General features: G+C 43.1%; 16 protein-coding genes and 1 riboswitch. Of the genes, 3 read left to right on the top strand and 13 right to left on the bottom strand.

Annotated features, from left to right (window positions below; genetic code table 11):
• Positions 1–55: 55 nt before the first annotated feature.
• The 13 genes from ACL6C3_RS11290 to ACL6C3_RS11230 form a co-directional block, all read right to left on the bottom strand.
• Positions 56–1471 (bottom strand): O-antigen ligase domain-containing protein, encoded by a 1416-nt coding sequence (locus tag ACL6C3_RS11290; RefSeq protein WP_413167267.1) that lies wholly within the window; start codon positions 1469–1471, stop codon positions 56–58.
• A 232-nt stretch (positions 1472–1703) separates the two neighbouring features.
• A complete protein-coding gene (locus ACL6C3_RS11285; RefSeq protein ID WP_413167266.1) occupies positions 1704–3053 on the bottom strand; it encodes an oligosaccharide flippase family protein in 1350 nt (449 codons plus the stop codon).
• Between the two features lie 603 nt (positions 3054–3656).
• Positions 3657–3917 (bottom strand): hypothetical protein, encoded by a 261-nt coding sequence (locus ACL6C3_RS11280; RefSeq protein WP_413167265.1) that lies wholly within the window; start codon positions 3915–3917, stop codon positions 3657–3659.
• A gap of 237 nt (positions 3918–4154) precedes the next feature.
• A complete protein-coding gene (locus ACL6C3_RS11275) occupies positions 4155–5813 on the bottom strand; it encodes a bifunctional metallophosphatase/5'-nucleotidase (protein WP_413167264.1) in 1659 nt (552 codons plus the stop codon).
• A 150-nt stretch (positions 5814–5963) separates the two neighbouring features.
• Entirely contained in the window at positions 5964–8801 is a 2838-nt protein-coding gene (locus tag ACL6C3_RS11270) for a filamentous hemagglutinin N-terminal domain-containing protein (protein ID WP_413167263.1), read from the bottom strand.
• A gap of 48 nt (positions 8802–8849) precedes the next feature.
• Positions 8850–9692, bottom strand: coding sequence for a Uma2 family endonuclease (locus tag ACL6C3_RS11265; protein WP_413167262.1), 843 nt, complete (start codon positions 9690–9692; stop codon positions 8850–8852).
• A 115-nt stretch (positions 9693–9807) separates the two neighbouring features.
• On the bottom strand, positions 9808–11106 hold the full coding sequence (locus ACL6C3_RS11260; RefSeq protein ID WP_413167261.1) for a proton extrusion protein PcxA: 1299 nt from the start codon (positions 11104–11106) through the stop codon (positions 9808–9810).
• Between the two features lie 83 nt (positions 11107–11189).
• The gene (locus tag ACL6C3_RS11255) at positions 11190–11861 is read right to left on the bottom strand and encodes a carbonic anhydrase (protein ID WP_413167260.1); all 672 of its coding nucleotides are present in this window, start codon (positions 11859–11861) and stop codon (positions 11190–11192) included.
• A 59-nt stretch (positions 11862–11920) separates the two neighbouring features.
• Positions 11921–12214, bottom strand: coding sequence for a P-II family nitrogen regulator (locus tag ACL6C3_RS11250; protein WP_413167259.1), 294 nt, complete (start codon positions 12212–12214; stop codon positions 11921–11923).
• A gap of 3 nt (positions 12215–12217) precedes the next feature.
• Positions 12218–13192, bottom strand: a complete 975-nt coding sequence (locus ACL6C3_RS11245; protein WP_413167258.1) for a sodium-dependent bicarbonate transport family permease — start codon at positions 13190–13192, stop codon at positions 12218–12220.
• 368 nt (positions 13193–13560) lie between these two features.
• On the bottom strand, positions 13561–14982 hold the full coding sequence (locus ACL6C3_RS11240) for an ATP-binding protein (RefSeq protein ID WP_413167257.1): 1422 nt from the start codon (positions 14980–14982) through the stop codon (positions 13561–13563).
• A complete protein-coding gene (locus ACL6C3_RS11235; RefSeq protein ID WP_413167256.1) occupies positions 14975–15658 on the bottom strand; it encodes a response regulator in 684 nt (227 codons plus the stop codon). The genes ACL6C3_RS11240 and ACL6C3_RS11235 overlap by 8 nt, the downstream gene beginning before the upstream one ends.
• Positions 15659–15790: 132 nt before the next feature.
• Positions 15791–17260 carry a leucyl aminopeptidase gene (locus ACL6C3_RS11230; RefSeq protein WP_413167255.1) on the bottom strand — a complete coding sequence of 490 codons (1470 nt, stop codon included), beginning with the start codon at positions 17258–17260 and terminating at the stop codon, positions 15791–15793.
• A gap of 177 nt (positions 17261–17437) precedes the next feature.
• Positions 17438–17535, top strand: a riboswitch (TPP riboswitch).
• Between the two features lie 8 nt (positions 17536–17543).
• Between ACL6C3_RS11230 and thiC the strand changes: the two genes are divergently transcribed.
• The 3 genes from thiC to ACL6C3_RS11215 all read left to right on the top strand — a co-directional run bounded on the left by thiC (position 17544) and on the right by ACL6C3_RS11215 (position 22035).
• Entirely contained in the window at positions 17544–18926 is a 1383-nt protein-coding gene (thiC, locus tag ACL6C3_RS11225) for a phosphomethylpyrimidine synthase (RefSeq protein WP_413167254.1), read from the top strand.
• Between the two features lie 319 nt (positions 18927–19245).
• The gene (locus ACL6C3_RS11220; RefSeq protein ID WP_413167253.1) at positions 19246–20217 is read left to right on the top strand and encodes a DUF1350 family protein; all 972 of its coding nucleotides are present in this window, start codon (positions 19246–19248) and stop codon (positions 20215–20217) included.
• Between the two features lie 372 nt (positions 20218–20589).
• Positions 20590–22035: a protein kinase domain-containing protein gene (locus ACL6C3_RS11215; protein ID WP_413167252.1), complete on the top strand. Its 1446-nt coding sequence runs from the start codon at positions 20590–20592 to the stop codon at positions 22033–22035.
• The last annotated feature ends 44 nt before the right edge of the window (positions 22036–22079 follow it).

Raw genomic sequence — 22079 nt, 5'->3', positions numbered from 1 at the left:
GGGAAAAATCTAAAAGATTGCCGTTGAAATCTATTGAACTCAATCACTAAAACCATTATCTTAAATTTAAACTTTCAGAGCGGGACTCTGGAAGTTTTCGGGGGGTTGGTTTGGCTGATTTTAAAGGTCGCCGTGCAGGTTCGGGCTTCCTCAAACACAACCCGGCTATACCGCCAGTCGCCAAAGTAAAAACCGGATTAAACTGATTATTTAAGGTACAATCAAGGGCATATAAAACCGTAATCACAACAATAACAGCAGCAGGCCCCACCTTGGGCGTTAACCAAGTGGTAGCCGGATAACGGAATGCAAAGGCGAGAGCGGGCAAAAATATCGATCCAAAAACGGCGCTCAAACCGACAACTCCATTAACACCGTAGGCAATAATCCATAAACTATCGGTAACAGAAATATCTTCGAGTTCCCCGGCCCAGTTATAATCAAATACGCGATTTCTTCCCCAGCCACCCCATCCAAAAACGATTCGTTCTAGACCTTTTTCGACGAGTAATTCTTCATTATCAAATCTAAATTCTAGGGACTGGGCGCGTTCTTCCCCGGCAATATCGGTAGCCACCGAAATAATTGTATCGGCTTTATCACCGGTAAAGTTTCCGGTTGCTCCCAAAAACAGGTAAAAAGATAAAGCAGAAACCAATGCCAATAAAGGAAGTGAAATTCTCAAAAACTTAGCGACCAACAAAATCACAATGCCGTAGACTGTATAAAGATAAGCGCCGGTTGATCGAACCAAAAGATGAGTCACAAACAGAAAGCCAACGAGCAAGTTCATGGGAACATTCCAAAAACTTTGAAGGACGCCCGACTGCCACAGCCAAATTGACACCAGCAAAGCCGCCATCATCCACACCCCGACACTCAAACCGTGTATCATAAAAACATTGGGTCGGTAGCCTCCTAAACGAACAGATTGACCAAATTCGTGAATCCCGTGATAACCGTAAACGATGCGGTGCAACTGGGGGCTGATCACACTTTCAATCAAACACAGGGGCGCGTAGATCAACCCGCTGACAAAAATCCCCATCGCCAGTTGGCGCATTCCCACTAGGTCATTGAGGTAAATGCGGCCAAGAAAGTAAGGAACTCCATACTGCATGGTTCGATCCAAAAGTCCTGCTATCCCATCGTAAGCCCCTAAACTATTGGTCATCGATGAAATAAACGGACAGATACACCAAACCAACATGGGAATATCGAGCCAGCCAAATTTGAATGAATTCAAACGTTTAGAATCGAAAATAAAAGTAGCGAGCAAGATACTGTAGCAAGTGGCAGATGTTCTGTTATAGTCCGGAAGACCGGGGAACATAAATAAAACTCTTTGAGGCAAAAATAACCAGGAAACGATAAAGCTACTGACTACTGCTTTGCGAGCCGGAAGAAACTTAAACAAAGCTAGGACGATCGGCAACCAGATTCGGAGTACAAGTTGAGCTTGGGGAGTCATTCGCTACTCTCGATAATTCGACTTCAGATAACTTTATTTTAGTTTTCTCAATTGGACTGTTGGAGGCTGATGGATTCAATCGGGATCAAATCTCAGGCATTGACTCGATCATCATGGGGTGTTTGGGGGTGTAATTCATCGGAGTGGGCGATCGATGGGTATTGCTGAAGAATCGATAGAAATGAGAAGGACTGGTTGGGTTGAAGTGGGGGTGTCAAGCGTTTTAGCTCGATCACGGCGATTGTAACAGACTATCGATCGGCAAGCCAAACCCTAAGGAATAGCGAGTAAAACACACGGCAAAAAGTAAACCTAACAACAGTATTGTGGCTTGCAAATCTTGGGAAATACAGGTGAGTTTTTCTCGCCACAATCCATAATTGACCGCACAATAACTGGGGAGGTCGTTAAAAGCAATAACGGTGATCGCACCGGGAATCCCAAAAATTTTATATCCGGCCGGCAGTAGTGTGATCATGTAGAAGAATTTGAGAAAGTGACCGAATGCTACGGGTTTGGGGTTTCCAATGGCATACAGGGCGCGATCGATAGTTGCGGATAATAATAACGGCCACAGTCCAACGGCGAGAATGGGTAACATCCATCCCGCTTGCTGATATCGCTCATCGTAGAGCGTTTCAATGATGAGATCTCCAAAACTGGCAAGAATGGTGACTAAAACAGCCAATCCTATTAACAGAAACTTGCGCTTTTGTAAGATTTTAGCTCGCAAGCTCGATCGCTCTAGGTCGGCATATTTGGAGATCACCGGAAACATTACCTGTTGGCTAATGCGGTGAACCACCTGTCTGGGCAAATCTGCAAAGGTAAAAGCAACGGTATAAATTCCCAATAATTGAAGGGTAAACAGTCTTCCTAAAATTAATCGGTCCGCCTGGGAAGCCAAAAAAGTCATCATGGTCGAGACAAAAACCCAGGTCCCAAAAGACATGATTTCTTTAATCGAGTCTTTATCCCAAGCAAACCAGTTAGATGTCTCGGGTTCTAAGCGATGACTCCACAGGGTTTTAATGAGACTAGAAACAATATTTCCGCCGACTAACGCCCAAACCGTTGGACTGATGTAAGCCCAGATAATCGTAACCGCCAGGGAGATAATCTGGGTAGTCATCTCCAACCGGGTGATTTTTCCAATCTCGAGTTTGCGACTGAGTGTCGCCATTGAGGTGGAACTAAATCCATTAATAAAAACGGTGAAAGCCGCAACGGGAAGCAACCACAGCAACCGGGAATCGTTGTAGAATTGAGAGACGGGCCATGCGAGAATCACACATCCGATCCAAATCCAACAGGCTCGGATGACTTGTAGCGTCCAGGCGGTGTTGAGAAAAACGCGATCGGTCCAACGAGGACTGCGGATAATACTGGGACGAATCCCAATGTCTGAAAACAAGGCTACACCCGTAATGAATGTATACACCAGAGCCATCAGACCAAACAATTCCGGAACCAGGAGGCGGGTGAGAATCAGGTTACTGCCCAAACGCAGGGCTTGACTTCCACCGTAACCAACTACTGTCCAGATTGTGCCTTTAACAGCCTGCTTTTTAACTGAGGACATAACAAGTGGGTTAGAGAGGGCTAAATCAGATCTACCAAGGGGATATCAATTCTGAAGTTGGCATCGACAGTGTTTGGTTACGGTTTTCAATACTGTTTTCATCTTGAAAATCGCCAAACCGAATACTGAAAGTTAAAAACAATGAGGAATGGAATTGATATCTATTTTGCATTGTTTCCTTGTTTTGCATGGGCTATGCTTTCTTCAGCCAGTTGGTGTACTTAGGATGTAGATCGCTTCCTCTATCTGGCAATCTTCGGTGAAAACTCGGAGTTCACAAGGTTTGCCTCACCTAGTTTAACCTAGCCTCTGTCTGCAAAACTACTGTTGAGGGCCAGCTTCATCAAATTTTTACATATTTGTTTTTGCGCTTTATATAACAAAGGCTATCTTTGGGCTGTTTTCAAGATTGAGTGTGGGAGTTGACAGATCAATCGCTTTCAGCTTACTCTCTGCAATCCCTCCCGTCAACTGTTTTTTGAGGATGAATATCTATCCTCAACTTCTCCCCTTTTATTGTTCGGCCGAAAAACTCCTTAAGCAAATAAGAGCGGCGAACCGCTCTTATCGTGTTTATTATTGTTACTGGCTGTAGGGATAATTTTAGTGACTGCCAATTCCCCACTGTTGACGAGCCGTTTTTACCTGTTTCCAATACTGTTTGAGGCGCTGGTAAGATTCTTGAGAAGATAACTTTCCTCCTGTGTGTAAACCTGCGATCATATTGACCTGAGCGGCAAATTCTTGCAGTTGACCATCAAATGCGATATTTTCTGGGGTGGCTTCACCTCTGTATTTGTAGCGAGGATACAAAAACTTCCGGTTTTGTTCCATCAAAGTTCCTCCATAAGCTAGTTCTAGCATAAAAGCCCAACCTAAAGACAGCGAGACTACGCAAGCAAATCTAAGCATCGTTCGTCCAGGTTGAACTCAGTTTTTAAAAACAGGATTTACTCTGCTTATTCTTATTGTATAGACCTTTTTATTTTTTGTCAATAGATAACCCTAAAAAACCCGATGTTTCTTTTGTATAATTTCGGCTATAATTGGTGTGAATAGCAAACCCAGTGCGAGCTTGGACATTTCTTCTAAAATTGACATCTATCCAAAGTAGTAATTGTAGAGATTCGGGATAATTTCTAGATTATCCATTTCAAAGTCTTGAGGATGAATTGTTTCTTGTCTGATTATATATTCAGCAATCAAATCTCGAATCTCGAAAGTAGATTTTTCAAGAACCTTTGCTTCTTGAAACATTCGATAATCACCGCCCCCAAGTCCACGATAATTGTTAAGCGCCAGAAGCAAAACTTGGTCAGGTGAAATCGGTTTACCCCGGAGGAGAAGGCGAGTAATCCGTTGACCCACAGGTTTAGTAATATCAATAGTATAATCGATTCCGTGATAAATATCCCAATTGTAATCGGCTTTATTTTCGGCAATCAATTCTTCAGGATTCTCCGGTAAAGCATCGGGATTCACTTGTTTAAAATAAGCCGCATTTTTTTCGAGCGCCCGCCGCAAAATCTCCCCGGTTATTTCAAGAATAAATAAACGATTATCATAAACATAAATACTGTAAGCATCTCGGAGCGTAATTTCTCCGGCGTTTATCCGACCGGTATCGGTAAAAATAGAAGTCAAAGATAAATCCACAGAATAGCCCATAGACTCGGCCGCAGACCGCTGTATGGTATTAATAAAATGAGCCAAAGCGCTCCCGTGAAAACGGGCTGCGATTCCGCCGACAAAATCGGATTTTGCTTCGCCAATGGGTTGATTGAGATAATTTAAAACTTGCTGGTGATAGGGCTGCAAAAGCCGAACAAAAGAGGGCGAGGGCTGAATATCTTTCACTGATAAATTGGTTGCATCTTTATCAATAACCCGCCATTTTTTGTTTTGAAGTCCCAGTTTAACCGTATATTTACTAAGAGCCTTTCCCCAGTAATAGGGTTCGGCAATGACCACATCATTAATAACAGCTTTCGGCACATTAACATGAGAGTGTCCGGCGAGAATAATATCAATGTCCGGCACTTTTTCAGCCAATTCTATCGTGATATTTTCATTAACCGTTGCGCCCGTATTTTTCCAAGTTTCAATAGGATTTAACCAAGCCTCGGGATTTGAACGATAATCTTGGGGGGTTTTCGTCCAACCGGTATGTTGAGCAACAATCACAATATCAGCGCCTTGCTGTCGCATTTCCGGCACATATTTATGAGCGGTTTTCAGCGGGTCAATCAACGAAAGTTCGCCAAAATTTTCGGGAGGAAGCCAATTTTTAACGGCGGGAGTGGTCAAGCCCAAAATGCCCACTTTTACCCCGTCTACTGTTTTGAGAAGATAAGGTTTAAAAGCGGGAATCCCATCGGGTGTAATCAGATTAGCACAAACAACGGGCGCATCTAATTGATGAATCCAACGAGACAACACCTCCATTCCAAAATCAAAATCGTGATTTCCCAGAGAGACCGCATCAAACCCCAAAGTATTAAACGCCAATGCTATCGGATGAGGAGATTGAGTCTCGATGGTATTGTAATAATAAGCCAGGGGCGTTCCTTGAATTGTATCCCCATTATCAATTAAAATTAAATCGGGATGTTCAGCCCGTTCTTGTTCAATCAAAGTGGCAATTTTCGCGACTCCCAACTCGGCCGGTTGATGGGTATAATAATCCCAAGGCATGAGATAACCGTGTAGGTCGCTGGTTTGTAAAATTGTAATCGTTTTAGTCTCAGAAAAACTATTCAAGATGTCTCCCAATCCAACCACAGCAAAAAAAGCAAAACCCCAGAAAAAAAACTAATATCAGACGCATAACGCTGAAAAGATGAATTCAATAATTGATAAACATCCCCAGCAGTTAGACTGCTTTATCATAGACAAAAATGGCTGTAAATTCTATCCCTCTGGGGAGTTGGATGGAGGAGATTTCAAGAAACCCTGACACCGAACGGGTTGCAATCCGGAACGATGGGGTGTAGTATCAGGAGGAACGGCGACCAGTTCAACGCTGCCATTGGGACGAACAACCCAACCTTGGGCTTCAACCAGGGTTGTTTGGCGAGTCGTTGAATCAGGAGTAACTTCTAAGGAGCGTTGGCGGTTATTTCTCGGGGATTTTGGATTCAAATCGGGGCGAATCACCGCATCTATCCAATCGACAATCACCGCATCGCTGCTGAGAGAATCACTCGGACTCGGAGGTAAACCCCCCCGTCCGGTAACAATAAACTCGCTGTCAGCAAAACTCGCACAACCGGCGACCACCAACGTGCTAGGATCAATAATCGTTGTCGGCAACTCTGCCAAAGCCGAATTTGCATCGGTTTCCGGGCGATTAATCTCAACCACGCCGCTAAATTCCGCCCCCAACTCGCTAGTTGCGGTAATATCACTTTTCGGAGTCGTCTGTTGGCGAAACTCAGTCCCGAAGACGCCTTCAGCATTAATCCGAACGGCGCCCCCCCGTCCCTGTTGAGCATTCGCGGTAATATCGCTATTTTCAACCGCAATTAACGTCCGAGTATTAATATTAATATTACCCCCGTCGGCCGTTCCCGAATTGGTGGTAATCCGACTTTCTCCCCGCAACTCTAAGGTATCGGTTTGCAGGGTAATATTTCCCAGACTCCCCGAAACCGTCGAAGCGCTAATCGCCCCTTGATTATCCAATATAATCGAATTTGCGGTAATATTTAAGTTCCCCGCCGACCCCTGACGGGTTCCCCGCACGCCGACTTCCGCCCCATCCCGTATCGTTAAACGATTTGTGGCCAAGTTTAAATTGCCTGCATTCCCCTCCCCGCTGGTATTAGAATCAATCGCACTGGGAAGAATCCCATCCCCAACCACCCCAAAAGAAACCGATTCCACAATGGGGTCTGCATTCGTGGCTATCCCAATCACCTCTATCGATTCAGAAGCGTTAATCGTTAAATTTCCGGCGGTTCCCTCGCCCCCTGTAGCCGCCGAAATTTGAGCGCCATCACGGACCACCAACCGACTCGTATTAACGGTTAAATCGCCAGCAGAAGCCATTCCTTGCTGTCCTTGAACGGTCAACAGCGACGAAGACGTTAACAAACCGGTAACAAACTGACCATCGGGCGCAATTCCGCTTAATTCAATCTCTGTGGCGTTGACGGTCAGGTCTCCCCCTTCTCCGGCGCCGGATGCGGAACTGGAAACTTGGGCGCCGTCTGTCACTCGCAGTTGTCGGGCGTTGATGGTTAAATTTCCCGCATTCCCCAACCCCAATGTCGCCGTAAAAATGCCGGCGGGAACTAAAGCGCCTGCGGGGGTGCCGCTGAGTTCGACAAAATCGGCGTTAACAGTAACGTCTCCGCCCGCACCTTCTTCTGTGGCACTGTTGGGGGTTGTACTGAGTGATGTTCCTTCGATAACTCGCAGTTGGTTGGCGTTGATTTCTAAATCACCCGCGTCACCGGCGCCGACGGTTCCGGTAACAATGAGAGAACCGTTGCTGAGTTCGGCGGACTGAACGTTGAGGGTAATATTTCCGCCTCTCCCCGGACCAAAAGCGGTGGTCAAAATTCCGGCGCCGTTGCGGACAATTAACTGATTTGCGTTTATTGTAACATTTCCCGCCTTCCCTTCTCCTCCGCTGAGGCTATACAAACCATCCGGGGGTTTTAACGGGTCAAATGTGACGGACTCGGCTTGTTGGGGGTCGGCGAAAGCTAACAGTTGAGAAACCAGTTGAAAGGGAACGGTTCCGGTTAGGGTTACTTTGTCTGCGTTAATATTAATTCCCCCACCCGCACCCCGACCTTGCAAAGCGGAAGCGGAGACAAAGGCTTGATTTTGAATATTGACCTCAAAACCTTGAATATTAATGCCTTGACCGTCAAAATCTCCTAAGGTGTTTGCGGCGAGTCCCGAACCGTTTGTTAGGGTAATCTTTCCACTTTGTAAGTTGATGGCGCCGCCACTTAAACCGTTGGTTGTGACTTGGCTATTTTCTGATAATAAAATCTGTCCGGAAGCGGCAGAATTGAAAGAAGTTCCGTTTCCCAACTGCCAAAAGCCATTGTTCACGGTTCCCAATTCTATTGTACCTCCAAAAGCGGTCAGATTTCCGCCTTCTAAGTTAATATTTCCCCCGACTAATGTAATATTTTGTCCGGGTTGAACTTGTAAACCGGTGGGGGCGGGATTTCTATCTAGACCAATTCCGATGGCTTGGGAACGGTTGGTAATGGCGCTCGGAGTTGAACCGAATTGTAAACCAATGGGAACATTTACGCTGAGTAAAGGCGGGTTTTGGGGATTAATGGCGCTGAAAACTTGTCCGTCGTTGAAGATTAAACTGTTGGCGGTACTGCTAACAAATGAACCGCCGATATTGAGTTGGGCATTTGGGCCGAAAATTATTCCGTTGGGGTTGATTAAAAATAAGTTGGCGGCGCCGTTGGCTTGAATTAATCCGTCGATTAATGATAGATTTCCTCCCGTTACCCGACTGATAATGTTTTGAATATCAACGGCATTGTTGAAGAAAACACCGCTCCCGGTTTGGATAGAAAAGTCTTGGAAACTGTGAAATAAATTTCCGCCGGCTTGGGTTCCGCCTTCGACTCTAAAAATATTACCTTCTGGGGTGACTGTAGTATTATTCGGTAAGGTTTGGTCCGGGATAACCTGCGCCGTTGCTGCGGATGAAAATATGCCCAAAACGGGCAGAATTGTTAGAGATTTTAGCAATAAGTTTACCATCGGTTAAATTATCCCCCAAACCTTTACTCATTTAAGATTACTCTGCGGCTATAATTCATCGGGATTAATTCCCATTTCTCGCAATTTTTCGGCTAGTCTGTCGGCGCGTTGTCGTTCAACTTCGGCGCGTTGTCGTTCGTTTTCGGCGCGTTGTCGTTCAACTTCGGCTCGTTCTTCTCCGGTTAATAACAAATTCCCTTCGCTATCCCACCACCGCAACCAGGGTAAATCCATATTAGCATAACGTCCCTGCCAAATTCCTAATTCTACACCCATTTGAGAGATAGGATAATGATTGCGTTCGTTGGGTTCTAACTGTTCATAATGGTTTTCGACTAAATGATACATTTCTATCGAGGCTTTTTTGACTTCGTAAATGCCATAAAAAGGGACTCGGATAGCTTGTTCATAGACCCAAAATTTCCCCGCTTTTCCATCCCCATTAACTAAAGAGGCGGGTGGGGTTTTATCCCGTTCTTCCGAACCGTTGTTTAACAAATACTTTTCCTTATCTTCCCTCCTGTAGGGGGGAACGAGGGGGGTAACAAATTCTAATACAATTAAAGGGGCAACATATTCGTGCCACAATACATAAGAACGTCGCACTTCTCCATTAACTAACGGCTTAACATTGGGAACATAAAACCAGTCGGGTGCTTCGGCGCCTCGCTCTGGCGGTTCTGTTAGTCGCCAATAAATGCCACAATCTTGACCAATGGCATATCGTCCGTCAGGATGAAGTTGATCTAGGGTAGATCGGATAGAATCGGTTAATAGAATACTCTGGGGATGTTCTTGGAAATTTTTCACAAATGTACCATCAGACTCCGGTAATTGAGTATGATCAGGAAGTGAAGTAATACCGAGTTCATTCGGATGAATAATTGCCATTGGTACAATTTCTCCGATTGTTGCTGTTTAATGCACTATAGCATTTTTGCGATCGCCTGACATTTGTATTTTTGATTTCCTCATAAAACTTCAAGTATTCTATCGCCGGTTTGACTTATTCGTTCATATTTTTGAGCGTCGCCACAGCCGAGGGTGAAATTTGATTGAGATAGCGGAAAATCCAATATTTAAAAATAGTGTCTAAAATCACGGGAAATGTGGCAATAAACAGAAAAATAAAGTTATGGTTCGCCGCAATACCAAAGTGATTCGCCGCTCCTTCTAATAGCACTTCCCAACCGTGCGGCGAGTGAAAGCCGACAAAAATATCGGTGAATAAAATTAGGATAAATGCTTTCGCACTATCGCTCAAATCATAGATAACATTTCCGAGAAAAGCTTTAAAAGCGTTCAACCCCCGTTGGTTAAAAATCATAACTAAAGCAAAAGTTGCGAGTCCCATTAAATCCGCAAAAATATTACTAATGGCTTCGCTGCTTTTATTGCTAAATTCTTCTGCGACTTCCTCGGCTTTGTGATGAATTTTTTCTTCGGAGACTGTTGGGGAAATTTCGGGAGAGTTATAAAGTAAATGTTCAAATTTTAAGCTTTCTTCAAATTCTTCGAGTTCGTGAATGGCTTCGGCTTTCATTTCGGGGTTAATAAAAATATCCACAGCATGACTGTTGCGATACTGTTGAACCAAGGGATAAAAAATAAAATGTTTAGACGTAAGCTGCATTAATAAGGGAAGACAGATTAATAAGATTAAAAAATTGATCGCCGTTTTGGTCTGTTTTTTATTGGCTCTGAAATTTTTCATTAATTCTTCTTCAGAGTCTTCATTCAGACCCATTTTGATTTTTTCAACGGTTCGTCCGATAGAACGAGGTAAAACTCCTGCGGGTTTGTTGATGTTTTCTTTCTGTTCTACGGTGTAAAAATCTGCGGGTGAAAGTTTATGTTTAGAAGACATTTTGGGTTTATTTTCCGGTTTAATGGGTTTGAAAGTTGCATCAATAGTCAGTTCGTCTTTTTGAAAAAAATTGGCTTTTTTATATCGCTCTAAAATTTCATCAATAAATCGGAGTTTTTCTAAGATTTCAAGATTGGATGATGTCCCCAGAGAACGACTCCATTTAAACTCCGTAACTCTCAAACGAATCACTCGCAGATTCTTCTTAACATCATCAACAAAGTAATTTAATACATTTTGAGTATAAATTGAAGTTTTCGCGGAAACCTGTTGTCCTCCAAAATGATCTTCTTCTATAGTTTTAATTCTCAGTGCGGCTTGATAAGCTTGTTCTAAGGCTCTTTCTGCGGTTTGGAAAAACCAAGACTTACCGCTTTCTAAGGATTGTTGAAATCGATTGCTTTGATGATAATTTGATTTAATAATTGCACTGTTCATGGCTTTGTAAATACACAATGATGTCAAAAAATAGGAGCCGTATTAAAAAGATAAAATCACAAGTTTAAACGGCTCCAAATACCCTAAACTGGGTTCATTACCGCCAGGGGGTCGGGAACAGGAAAAGATTCTTGTATCAACGGAACAAATTGACCTTTACTCGCGTCATAGGCGGTAATTTGTCCGCTTTCTATTTCATAAACCCAAGCATGAAGATGAAGTTTACCCGCGTGTAGTCGAGTCCGAATAGCGGGATAGGTTTCTAGGTTCTCAATCTGGGTTAGAACGTTAGTTTGAACGGCAATTTTGAGCAATTCTTCGTCAGAATATCCGTGATAATTATCTCGAATAATGAGGCGGGTTGCTTCTGCAAAATGTTTGAGCCAGTCATAAACTAACGGCATTTCATCGGATAAACTCTTGAGTTTTAGCAGACCTTTCATGCTCCCACAATGGGAGTGACCGCAGACAATAATTTCCTTAATATCTAAGGCTTGAATAGCATACTCAATTCCTGCTCCTTCGCTATTAAGTGAACCGTAGGGAGGGATAATATTCCCCAAATTACGAATAATAAACAGTTCTCCGGGTAGGGTTTGGGTGAGAAGATTTGGATCGATACGGGAGTCAGAACAAGTAATAAATAATATCTCGGGTGTCTGACCGTGAGAAAGCCGCTCAAACAGGTCTTGATGTGCTTTGAAGTAGTTTTCTTGAAAGTCATTTAAACCTGCGATAATTCGGTTGATTGGCATGGGTTCAATCTCAATCTAAAAGAGGACAAGGAGAACGTTTTATGCAACTGAAAAATCAGTTAATGTAAGACCCAGTTTGCATCCGTAACCAGACAGACTCCACCCACTCTTTTGAGGATAGGTGTGACCTCATCTACAACTTGATTGAGTTGCTTTTCATTGGTGCAAACGGTCATAATATAACTGTTACTTAAAACCGTTCCTAGATCATCATTTGCCACACCCCGATCTCCTTTTCCGGATGTATTATTCATTACGGTGTATCCGGAAACATTAGCCTGGGTTAAAACCTCTAGAACTTCCTGAATTTCCAACGAACTAACGATTATTTCGACCTTTTTAACTGCTTGCATAGTTTAAATTCCGAGATGTTTAATAATTTCCAAGTACAGAGGAATTCCGACAATAATATTGAAGGGAAAAGTTAACGCTAAAGCCATAGAAACGTACAGGCTAGGATTGGCTTCGGGTACGGTCATTCGCATCGCCGCAGGTACGGCAATATAGGATGCACTGGCACACAAAATTGAGAATAACAACGTGTTTCCTTCGCCAAACCCTAAAACCTTACCTACAACAATCCCAATTAAGGCATTAGCAACCGGAATAAACACAGAAAAACCAATCAGAAAAGAGCCTGTTTTTCTCAGTTCTTTGATGCGTCTGGCTGCAACTAATCCCATATCGAGGAGGAAGAACGTTAAAGCACCGTAGAAAATTCCCTGAGTAAAAGGCTGCAATTTTTCCCAACCTTTTTCACCTGTTAACGCACCAATTACAACGCTTCCGATTAGCAGAAATACCGAACCATTGAGAAAAGATTCGTGCAGAATTTTACCCCAAGAAAACTCGCCTTCGTCCGACTCTTTTTGAGCGAAGAACCGCACCAAAATAATCCCCACAATAATGGCGGGTGATTCCATTAATGCTAAGGCTGCTACCATGTGTCCGCCGTAGGGAATACTGAGTTTTTCCAGAAAAGAACTGGCGGTGATAAACGTGACTGCACTGATGGAACCGTATGTTGCGGCGATGGCGGCTGAGTTGTAAGCATCCAGTTTTAATCTTAAAATAAAGAAGGTGTAAACCGGTACAATACAAGCCATAACAATCGCTGCAATTAGTGTTATGGCAATTTGAGCGTCAATTCCGCTTTCTTCTAATTCGTATCCGCCTTTAAATCCAATGGCTAAGAGGAGATAAAGTGAGAATAACTTCGGGAGAGGTTGAGGAATTTCTAAGTCTGATTTTAGAAAAACAGCCAACATCCCTAAGAAAAAAAACAGCACCGGGGGGTTGAGAATATTAAACAGAATCAGGCTTCCATCCATACAGGGGTTTACCGCTTGTAAAAATCTCAGTCCAGCTTAAATAAAAAACGTTAAGAGGATGGTGAGAAATGTCTAAGAATTTTCTTAACTTCGCCGGAACCCCAGACTAAACACCCCAAAAACCCAGTGCGCGAGAAAGTTACCGGGTTTTTATTTGCCCCTACCAAAAAGGGCGGGTTTATATAACTTGTTTCTGCCAAAGATAGATTGATTCTGAACCCGCCCCTACAAAAAAGGGCGGGTTTATATAACTTATTTCTGCCAAAGATAGATTGATTCTGAACCCGCCCCTACAAAAAAGGGCGGGTTTATATAACTTATTTCTGCCAAAGATAGATTGATTCTGAACCCGCCCCTATGGATTACTGTTAACTGAAAACACTGGTGACTGGTGACTGGTGACTGGTGACTGTAAAGCTGAATGTTGTGCCTTGATTCACTTGACTTTCTACGGTTAATTTGCCATTATGTAAACGGGTAATTTCATTCGCGATCGCCAACCCCAAACCCGCTCCTCCCGTGCGACGGGTACGGGCTTCTTCAACTCGATAAAAGCGATCAAATAAAAAGGGAAGATGTTTGGCTTCTATCCCCGCTCCCGTATCTTGAACTTGCACTTCTACAACTTGATATTTTTGAGTCGCTTTGACCGTCACCGTGCCGCCACTGGGCGTATATTTGAGGGCGTTATCGATTAAATTTAAAAATAAATTTGTTAAATAATCTGCATTTCCCCGAATGAATAATTGTGGCGAAATTTGTGCTATAATTTGAATGTGTTGGGTTGAGGCTAAAGGTTGCATCTGTTCAACTAAAGTGCTTAAAAGATTGCTCAAATCTACCGGCTGTAACAGCGTCGGGTGCATGGATCGCAAATCCAATCTTGCTAAAAATAATAAACCGTGAGTTAAACGAATTAAGCGATCAGTTTCTTGTTCCAAATTCTGTAAAGTTTGTTCGTATTCCTCCACCGTGCGGGGACGGCTGAGGGTGACGCCAATTCGTCCTTTAATTACCGTTAACGGTGTGCGTAATTCGTGGGCGGCGTCTGCGGTAAATCGCCGTTCGTGTTCAAAACCCAATTGCAAACGATCCAACATTCGATCTAAAGTTTTGGCCAACCGCCTGACTTCATCGGTTGAACCTTGGTAGCCGATGCGTTGGGTAAAGTCATTGACGCCAATACTCCCGGCGGTGCGGATAATGCGTTCGATGGGACGCAGGGCGCGGTCGGCCAAAAATAGCCCCCCAAACTCCGCAATCACCAGAACCAAAGGAAATCCCAACACCATCAAGGTTAACAGGTGTTCTGAGGCTTCGTAGATGGGTTCTAGGGATTCTGCAACTTGTAACCATTCCCCTTTGTTGTTGGTGTCGGGGAGAATTTGGCTGTAAACTCGCCAAGTTGTTGTGGAGGTTTTGAGATTAGAAAAACTGGTTTGAATGGGTAATGTTATCGGTATGGCTTCATAACGCCCCAAACCATCCAAAATTTGACCCTTTTCATCGATTAATCGAATGGCAAAACCCGCCTCTAATAAGTGTTGGGTCATGGCTTGAGAATCAACGGTTTTTCTAAAAGCTAAATGACCATTACTATTAATCAGATTCGTGACGGTTTGGGTGCTGGTGAGTTGTAAATTCGTATCGAGTTGAGCGAGTAAACTTTTTTCGAGTTGGATATAAAGATAGCTGCTAAATAACGTCAGGGTTAGGGCTAACAAAAAAATATACCAAGCCGTTAGACGAACTCGCAGAGAGTTAATTTTCCAAGGGAGTTTTTTAATCATTTTCTTCCTCTGTTCGCAAGCAATAGCCCACACCTCGAACGGTATGTAACAGCGTTTGGTCAAAATCCCGCTCGATTTTTCGCCTCAAATAACCGACATAAACATCAACAACATTAGAATCATTATAAAAATCTAAATCCCAAACCTGTTCTAAGATTTGAGTGCGGCTAAGAACTTTATTTGGATGGCGGATAAGGTATTCTAAAAGTTTAAATTCTAGGGGAGTTAAATCAATTAAACGTCCCCCTCGTCGGACTTCTCGTTTGGCGATATCCATTGTCAAATCGGAAATTTGTAAAACCGTATTAATTTGCAGGGGTGGACGGCGTTGTAACGCTCGCAAACGGGCTAATAATTCCGAAAAAGCGAAGGGTTTAACTAAGTAGTCATCGGCGCCGCAATCTAATCCTCGAACCCGATTTTCTACGGTATCACAAGCGGTTAAAAGTAAAACGGGTGTAAGTATTTTTCGAGTGCGAATTTTTTCTAACAGTTGAAAACCATCTATGCTCGGAAGCAACACATCAAGAATCATAATATCATACTCCAAGGTAGAAGCATAATCCCACCCTTCTTGACCATCGTGAGCGACATCAATCACGTAGCCTGCTTCTCGCAATCCTTGAGTAATAAACTGGGCGATTCCAGGTTCATCTTCTACTAATAGAATACGCATTTTACCAGGTGTAATTCATCGTTTATGGTTGATTAATTTTTTCATATTTTGGAAAGTGTGAGCTATTTTTGGGCCAAATTTACTTCTAAAATTAAGTAAGTTCAGCCCAAATTTTCAGCGGTAAAACTGGAACTATTGCAGTACCCAATTTACCAACAGTCGGACGCCGAACCCGGTCGCGCCAGCGCCGCTATAACCGTTATCTTTGTCCGTCCAAACAGGTCCAGCAACATCCAAATGCGCCCAGGCTGTTTTCTCAACAAACTGCTTTAAAAACAGAGTTGCAGTAATTGAACCGCCAGGTCTTGGCCCGGTATTTTTCATGTCCGCATGAACGGCTTTTAACCCTTCAAAATACTTCTCCTCAATCGGCATCCGCCAGAGTTTTTCACCGGTTGCTTTTGAGGCGGTTTCTAACTGATTTGCCAAGTCATCATTCGGACTCCACAACCCGGCAATATCGTTACCCAACGCAATCACACAGGCGCCCGTTAAGGTTGCCAAATCAACCATCGCATCGACACCTAATTTATCCGCAAAAACCAACGCATCAGCCAGCGTTAAACGGCCTTCCGCATCGGTATTATTGACTTCTATTGTTTTGCCATTTGACGCCCTTAAAAAGTCTCCGGGGTGCATAGCGTGACCGCTAATCATATTCTCAGTAACGGCGCTAATAAAATGCACTTCCACATCGGGTTTTAACAAACCAATTGCTTTCGCCGCCCCAAAGGTTGCTGCGGCACCGCCCATGTCGGTTTTCATCATTTCAATACTACTCGCCCCAACTTTTAGGTTGAGTCCGCCCGAATCAAAGGTTAAACCTTTACCAATAATCGCCAATTTGCGCTTCGGAGTTCCTTCGGGTTTGTAAGTTAAATGAATGAATTTTGGCGGCATATCGGAGGCTTGGGCAACGCCTAAAAATGCACCCATTCCCAACTTTTCGCAGTCTTCTTTTTCCAAGATTTCGATATCAAACCCGTATTCTGATGCCAAGGCTTCCGCCATTTCTGCCATCGTAATCGGGTTAACTTCGTTGGCGGGTGCCGCAACTAATTCTCGGGCTAAAAACACCCCAGAACAAATATTTTGAGCGCGAGTAATTGCCGCTTCTGTTCCCGCCAAACCCAACAATTCAACCCGTTCAATTGCGGGACCTTTTTCTTGCGGTTCCGACTTAAAACGGTTATCTTGATACAATGCCAATTCAATCCCTTCTACTAAGGCTTGAGTGGTTGCATCGGGTGTTTCACAAACGGGTAAACTCAAACCGAGAGTTTTGCATTTAATATTTTTTGCCAGTCGTCCGGCGGTTGCTGCGGCTAAACGTAAAGTATCTAACGTCAACTTGTCCGATGAACCCAAACCGAGTAAAATAACTTTGCGGATGGGGCTATTACTACCGACACGAGTTGAAGCGTTGCTGCTGGGTTTACCATCAAATTGTGTTTCTTCGATCAACTCTTTCAAGGTGCCTGCGAGTTTTTCGTCGAGTTGGGCTAAATCACCCGGTAATTCTACTTCATGTTCAAATATACCAATTGCCAGGGTATCTCCCGTCCAATCAATGCGAGGTGTGTCTATAACTCGAAATTCCATGCTTTCTACTCTAACCAATAAAGTCTATCTAACACTGCAAAGACTTTGACGCAATTTATCGTCAAATCTGTCAATTATTACAACAGATTTTAATACAGATTGCATCCAGCCATACTTTTTTACATTTGTTCGGCTTAACCCCCTGCAAAATCCCCCGATTTGTGATACCATCAACACCTAATAAGCTAGGGGTGCCTGCGAAGTCCAGGCTGAGACGACACCCTTGGAACCTGAGTCCGGTTAGTACCGGCGTAGGGAAGCTATCACAAGAGGGAAATTGAAAATGCGAACAGAATGGGTTAATCGCCGGCGTGGTCAAGCAAATGTTTCACAAATGCACTACGCCCGTCAGGGTGTTTTCACAGAAGAAATGCACTATGTCGCCAAGCGGGAAAATCTCCCGGTTGAGTTGATTCGCGACGAAGTTGCCCGAGGTCGGATGATTATTCCGGCTAATATTAATCATACCAATTTGGAGCCGATGTGTATAGGCATTGCCTCTAAATGTAAGGTTAATGCAAATCTTGGGGCTTCGCCGAATTCTTCTGATATTAACAAAGAAGTCGAAAAACTCAATCTCGCCGTAAAATACGGGGCAGATACCGTGATGGATCTGTCTACCGGTGGCGGTGATTTAGATGTAATTCGCACGGCAATTATTAAGGCTTCTCCGGTGCCAATTGGTACGGTTCCCATTTATCAAGCCCTAGAAAGTGTTCACGGTAGCATTGAAAAATTAACGGCCGAAGATTTCCTGCATATTATCGAAAAACACGCCCAACAAGGTGTGGATTATATGACGATTCATGCGGGAATTTTAATTGAACATTTGCCGTTAGTTCGCAGTCGAATTACCGGAATTGTATCTCGGGGTGGCGGAATTATTGCCCGTTGGATGCTGCACCATCACAAACAAAATCCCCTTTATACTCACTTTGATGAGATTATCGAAATCTTCAAAAAATACGATGTTTCGTTTAGTTTAGGGGATTCTTTGCGTCCGGGTTGTCAGCATGATGCCTCCGATGAAGCGCAGTTAGCCGAATTGAAAACCCTCGGACAATTAACCCGTCGCGCCTGGGAACATGATGTACAAGTCATGGTAGAAGGGCCGGGTCACGTGCCGATGGATCAAATTGAATTTAATGTTAAAAAACAAATGGAGGAATGTTCAGAAGCACCCTTCTATGTTTTGGGGCCGTTAGTAACAGATATTGCGCCCGGATATGACCATATTACCTCAGCAATTGGGGCGGCGATGGCCGGTTGGTACGGTACCGCAATGTTATGTTATGTGACGCCAAAAGAACACCTCGGTTTGCCCGATGCGGAAGACGTTCGCAATGGTTTAATTGCCTATAAAATTGCCGCTCACGCCGCCGATATTGCCCGTCACCGTCCGGGCGCCCGCGATCGCGATGATCAACTGTCTCAAGCCCGTTATAACTTCGACTGGAACCGTCAATTTGAACTCGCTCTCGACCCGGATCGCGCCCGTGAATATCACGATGAAACTTTACCGGCGGATATCTACAAAACAGCCGAATTTTGTTCGATGTGCGGGCCGAAATTCTGTCCGATGCAAACCAAAGTTGATGCGGATGCGTTAACCGAGTTGGAGAAGTTTTTAGCCTCCCAGGAAAAGGAAACGGTAACTCAAAGTTAATAGCAGTTGACTCGATTCTTTTCTGTTGTTGAATTTGTTAAAATAGGGGGTGAGTATTAAAATACTTGCCCTTTTTTTATAGTTATTAGTAGGGCGGGTTTAGTTCAATTGTCGAGGGGTATTACAGAACTTGTAGAACCCGCCCCTACAGAATTGAAAAAGTTTTGAATAAAAACCGGGTTTTTGGGAAAGATTGAAAGCACAAATGAGTGTCACTCATCTGAGTTACTGCAAAAAAGCGACTGTTCATCACCCTAGAACAAACGTTAAGTTAGAGATAGGTTAATCAATTTGCTTTTAATCACACTCGGATTTAATTATGTCTACTCAACTTCGCTTTGAACCGATAGGCTTTAGCTGGGTTGCTTTCCATCCCCAACCCAAAGGAATCATTCGATTTATTGGCGGCGCTTTTTTTGGTTCATTCCCAACCTTATCTTATCGCTATTTTTTAGAGACATTATTTGAATCCGGTTATACTCTCGTTGCAATTCCCTTTCGATTTACCTTTCGTCATTGGTCTGTTTCACTGAGTTTATTAGAAGAACAAAACGAGTTACAAAATTTACTCGTTGAAAAAGCAAAAGCCGCAGGTTATGACGGAGAATTCTATTTAGATAATTCTAATTACTTCTGGGTTGGTCACAGTTTGGGCTGCAAATATATCGCTTTGCTAGAACTTTTGAGCGACAAAAATGGGTTAACCTACCTTCAAGATTGTATCTCCCAAGAACAACTTGATAAAATTCGCCGTCGGTTAGATGATAAAAAGACAATTTTCAATCAACCTTCGCTGTTAATTGCGCCCGATATTAGCGATACGGATAGCGCCATTCCGATTAAATTTCTGGCTGATTTTATTGATGAAATTGGGTTGGGCGTGTTACCGAGTCGCAGTCAAACCGAATGTATGATTCATCGGAGTAAACTGTTTAATATTACGGGTTTAATTTCGTTTAAATCCGATGATATTGCCGGAAATGAGAGTAATAAACAAAAAGGGGTTTACTGGTTTATTCAGCAACTCAAAGACCAAAATTTAATTCATCAAGAAATACCCGGAAAACACCTAGAACCCGTCGGCGTTAAAATTGGTAAAAATATTGTCGATTTCAATCCTTGGGATAAGTTTATCGAACCGATTTCTAAGCGTCAACTCGAACCCGTAGCGTTAACGTTTTTACAACAGTTATCAGATCGAATCAAATCAGCTTTGTTACAGTCAACTTCTCAAACTCAAAAAAAGACGATTTCTAAAGTTCCCGTTGGGGTTTCAACCTCCAAACCCTAAAAGTAGGGTGCATCAGAAAATGAACTGTAAAATTAATAGTAATTCCTTCGGTCTGATGCACCAGAAAAATGCACCAAAACTCCGGGTAGGGTGCATCAGAAAATGAACTGTAAAATTAATAGTAATTCCTTCGGTCTGATGCACCCTACATATTTCATATTAAAATTGGGCGCATCAGAAAATTTACGGTAAAATTAATAGTAATTCCTTCGATCTGATGCACCCGACATATTTCATATTAAAATTGGGCGCATCAGAAAATTTACGGTAAAATTAGCAAAAATTATTTAATTTTTATACCCAAAAAAAATTTTAATTCCAAGCCAAAACCGATCTAAAATAAACAGATATAACTGCTTGGAGTCGACATGGATGAGCCAATGTTTGAATCCTGACTGTTTGTTGAATAACCTGCCAAACACTCTATTTTGTCAACGTTGTGGTGTAAAATTACTGTTAGCCGAACGTTATCGAGCGCTAGAAATTATCGGTCAAGGCGGGTTTGGTCGCACCTTCAAAGCGATAGACGAGTTCAAACCCTCAAAACCCTTTTGTGTGATCAAACAGTTTTTTCCGCAAGCACAGGGAACAGAAACCGTAGAGAAAGCCAAACTACTTTTTGAACAGGAAGCGGTTCGTTTGGATGAGTTGGGAAAACATCCGCAAATTCCCGAACTTTACGCCTATTTTACCCAAGATAACCGTCAGTATTTAGTTCAAGAATATATTCAAGGAAAAAACCTGCAACAAGAGTTAGAGGAGTCGGAAATCTTTAACGAGACTCAAATTTTACAACTCCTGAAAAAATTACTTCCTGTCTTATATTTTGTTCACAAAAATCAAGTCATTCATCGGGATGTAAAGCCAGAAAATCTGATTCGTCGAGCTTCCGATAACCAACTGTTTTTAGTAGATTTCGGAGCGGCGAAATTTGCCACCCGTACCGCCTTAGCCGTCACCGGAACAACCATCGGTTCTGCTGGATATGTGGCGCCAGAACAAGCTTTGGGAAAAGCAAATTTTAGCAGCGATATTTATAGTTTGGGTGTGACTTGTATTCATTTGTTAACCCAAATTGAACCCTTTCAACTGTACGATGTGAGCGAGGGTGAATGGGTTTGGCGGGATTATTTAACCGCTCCTATTAATCAAAAATTGGGCGTAGTTTTAGATAAGATGTTGCAGCAGGCGATGAAAAAACGCTATCAGTCTGTTGGGGAACTTGTGAATGCAATTTCATCTCAAGCTGCACCTTCCAAAACCGTTCTTATACCTCCGCCTCCACCACCCCCAACATCGTTAACAAAAGTAATTGCAGCGCCTCCACCTCCACCCCCAAAATCGTTAATAAAAGTAGTTTCAGCCAGAGGGGTAGATTATACTTTCCTAGAATATTTGTTGAGTCAAAAACAGTGGGAATATGCCGACGAAGAAACAGCAAAACGGTTGCGGGATGCTGCTGGAAAAAATCGAAATTTGCACCGTTCAGATTTTGACTACTTACCCTGCGAAGACCTTGGCATTATTAACAACCTTTGGATTAAATATAGCGATGGACGTTTTGGCTTGACTGTTCAGAAACAGATTTATTTGAATACGGGAAACAAGCTAGGAGAATACAACCAAAAAGCCTTTGAACATTTTGGGGACGAAGTAGGATGGAGACAAAATAAACAGTGGTTATCTTATAATAATCTGAGCAATACTTCTTTTGTTCCCCGAGGACATTTCCCCCTGCGGGAATGTTTATGGGAGGGAAAATTTTACGCTGATCGGTTTGGTCGATTATTTTCTCGCGTCGGAAATTGTAACCTGTAAAATACAACAATTGATCATCATTATAGATCCCCCCTGCCCCCCTT

The sequence above is a fragment of the Capilliphycus salinus ALCB114379 genome (assembly GCF_047276495.1).
Classification (GTDB): domain Bacteria; phylum Cyanobacteriota; class Cyanobacteriia; order Cyanobacteriales; family Microcoleaceae; genus Capilliphycus; species Capilliphycus salinus.
Note: the sequence above shows the minus strand (reverse complement) of the source record. Positions and strands in the feature narration are given on the sequence as shown.

Coding starts and splice junctions, on each gene's coding strand:
- ACL6C3_RS11265 (WP_413167262.1), bottom strand. CDS start 9,692: ATGGCAATTATTCATCCGAATGAACTCGGTATTACTTCACTTCCTGAT.
- ACL6C3_RS11280 (WP_413167265.1), bottom strand. CDS start 3,917: ATGCTAGAACTAGCTTATGGAGGAACTTTGATGGAACAAAACCGGAAG.
- thiC (WP_413167254.1), top strand. CDS start 17,544: ATGCGAACAGAATGGGTTAATCGCCGGCGTGGTCAAGCAAATGTTTCA.
- ACL6C3_RS11250 (WP_413167259.1), bottom strand. CDS start 12,214: ATGCAAGCAGTTAAAAAGGTCGAAATAATCGTTAGTTCGTTGGAAATT.
- ACL6C3_RS11240 (WP_413167257.1), bottom strand. CDS start 14,982: ATGATTAAAAAACTCCCTTGGAAAATTAACTCTCTGCGAGTTCGTCTA.
- ACL6C3_RS11245 (WP_413167258.1), bottom strand. CDS start 13,192: ATGGATGGAAGCCTGATTCTGTTTAATATTCTCAACCCCCCGGTGCTG.
- ACL6C3_RS11260 (WP_413167261.1), bottom strand. CDS start 11,106: ATGAACAGTGCAATTATTAAATCAAATTATCATCAAAGCAATCGATTT.
- ACL6C3_RS11230 (WP_413167255.1), bottom strand. CDS start 17,260: ATGGAATTTCGAGTTATAGACACACCTCGCATTGATTGGACGGGAGAT.
- ACL6C3_RS11290 (WP_413167267.1), bottom strand. CDS start 1,471: ATGACTCCCCAAGCTCAACTTGTACTCCGAATCTGGTTGCCGATCGTC.
- ACL6C3_RS11285 (WP_413167266.1), bottom strand. CDS start 3,053: ATGTCCTCAGTTAAAAAGCAGGCTGTTAAAGGCACAATCTGGACAGTA.
- ACL6C3_RS11255 (WP_413167260.1), bottom strand. CDS start 11,861: ATGCCAATCAACCGAATTATCGCAGGTTTAAATGACTTTCAAGAAAAC.
- ACL6C3_RS11220 (WP_413167253.1), top strand. CDS start 19,246: ATGTCTACTCAACTTCGCTTTGAACCGATAGGCTTTAGCTGGGTTGCT.
- ACL6C3_RS11215 (WP_413167252.1), top strand. CDS start 20,590: ATGAGCCAATGTTTGAATCCTGACTGTTTGTTGAATAACCTGCCAAAC.
- ACL6C3_RS11270 (WP_413167263.1), bottom strand. CDS start 8,801: ATGGTAAACTTATTGCTAAAATCTCTAACAATTCTGCCCGTTTTGGGC.
- ACL6C3_RS11235 (WP_413167256.1), bottom strand. CDS start 15,658: ATGCGTATTCTATTAGTAGAAGATGAACCTGGAATCGCCCAGTTTATT.